The organism is Streptomyces sparsus (assembly GCF_054776295.1).
Window position 1 is genome coordinate 1 of sequence record NZ_BAAHCA010001012.1, and the last position, 1647, is coordinate 1647.

Here is a 1647-nt window from a genome sequence, read left to right on the forward strand (position 1 = left end):
GGGCCGTGGGCGGCGCGGATCCCGGCGAAGCGCGCCAACTCGACCTCGTAGCGGCGCACCGCCCGCTCGGTGCCCGCGGCCACCTCGTCGCCCGGCGCGGTGCGGTGCAGTTGCAGCAGCGGTGGTGCGGCCGACTCGGCGATCGCCGCGGCGAGACGCGCGTGTCCGTCCAGGACGAGGTGGCAGTCCAGGCCGCTGACCCACCACAGCAGGACGGGCGGGAGCGTCCCGTCGTGGACCTGCTTGCGGTACGCCTTCACCCGGCTGTCGTCCGCCTCGGGCATCGGGCGCAGCGGGAGGACCTCCCACGAGTCGGAATGCGTGAACCAGTCGACGTATCCGTCCGGATGGCCCTCGACGAGCATCGAGGACCAGTACTCGGCCGGCGGTCTGCGGCTGTGGTTGCCGTGTGACAGCGGGCTGTCGCGGGAGAGCAGCCAGCGTCCGTCGTGCAGGGGGCTGCCGCCCGGCGCGTCGAGCAGGTACCGCGTGAAGCGGTGCGCCCAGCGGTCCGGACGGCCGGCCGCCGCCCGGACCGAGTCGGCTCGCAACGGCGGGACGGGGGAGCGGTAGGCGTCGGTGCGCCAGAACCCCACCTCGCAGTGGTCCTCGGCGACCTCGGCCAGCAGCACGGGCCGTGAGTGCTGGACCAGGAGCAGCCGCCGCTCGGCGCTGTACAGGCAGAGGCCCGGTCGGCGAGGTGAGCGCACGTCGAGGGACAGGCCCGTCCACGTGCCGTCGTCCTGCCGGATGTCGGTGCGCCGCATGCCGAGACGATAAGCCGGGGCGGCGGGGCGGTGCGACGGGCGGTGCGCGGTGGAGTCAGCAGCGGGGTGAGGCGGAGGGTTCGGGGGTCGGCTCGGTCAGCGCGACCAGGGCCTGGTCCGCCGCCTTCGGTTTGGTCAGTGAGCGGTAGCCGTTGCCGATGACGAGGTCCACGCTCTTCGCCGCGGGGCCCTTGCGGGTGTTGTCGACCTTGGTCTTGGCCTTGTCCAGATGGGCGGCGAGCACCGCGAGCGCACCGCTCTGCTCGGACTTGGCGGTGCCCAGCAGCAGGCCGGTGGCCTTGACCTTCTTGTCGAGCTCCGGCGGGGCGTTGTCCACCTCGCCGATGGTGAAGCCGCGTTCGGCGAGTTCGTCGGCGGTCTCCCTGGCCAGTCCGCTGCGCTTGGTGGCGTTGTAGACGTTGACGGTGATCGACGCCGGATCGGGCAGCTTGCGGGCGACGGCCGCCTCCGCGTCCGCCCGCGGCTCGGTCGTCCGGCAATCCTCGGGGGCGGCGCTGACGGTCTTGCCGTCCCCGCCGGTGAACACCGAGACGAGCTGCACCGTGCCCCAGGCCAGCAGGCCGAGAGCGGTGACCGCGGCGAGAGAACCCAGGACGATTCGGCGACGGCCGCGCGGTCGCCGCATGCGGGGGTATCTGTCACCCGTGATGCGGTACTCACCGCCCATGCCGGGAGGCGTCAGCATGCTCATGGGCGCAGCGTAGCCCGGGTGTCGGGCCGTGCGTACTAAACGATCAACGCACAGGGGGCAGCCCAACCCGAAAGGGGCAATACGTGCTCCGTACGGCTCTGTCGGTGCGGGTCGGTGCGGGTCGGCGGCGCCTGCGCGGGTCGGCGGCGCCTGCGCGGGCGGCGGCCG

At 73.2% G+C, this 1647-nt stretch carries 2 protein-coding genes; both read right to left on the reverse strand.

The genetic code is table 11. The features are described 5' to 3' along the window. Positions 1–767 (reverse strand): hypothetical protein (locus tag ACYVE9_RS25870; protein ID WP_461030318.1); only part of this gene is annotated, 767 nt, incomplete at its 3' end. A 55-nt stretch (positions 768–822) separates the two neighbouring features. After that, entirely contained in the window at positions 823–1479 is a 657-nt protein-coding gene (locus ACYVE9_RS25875) for a LytR C-terminal domain-containing protein (RefSeq protein WP_461030319.1), read from the reverse strand. Positions 1480–1647 lie beyond the last annotated feature (168 nt).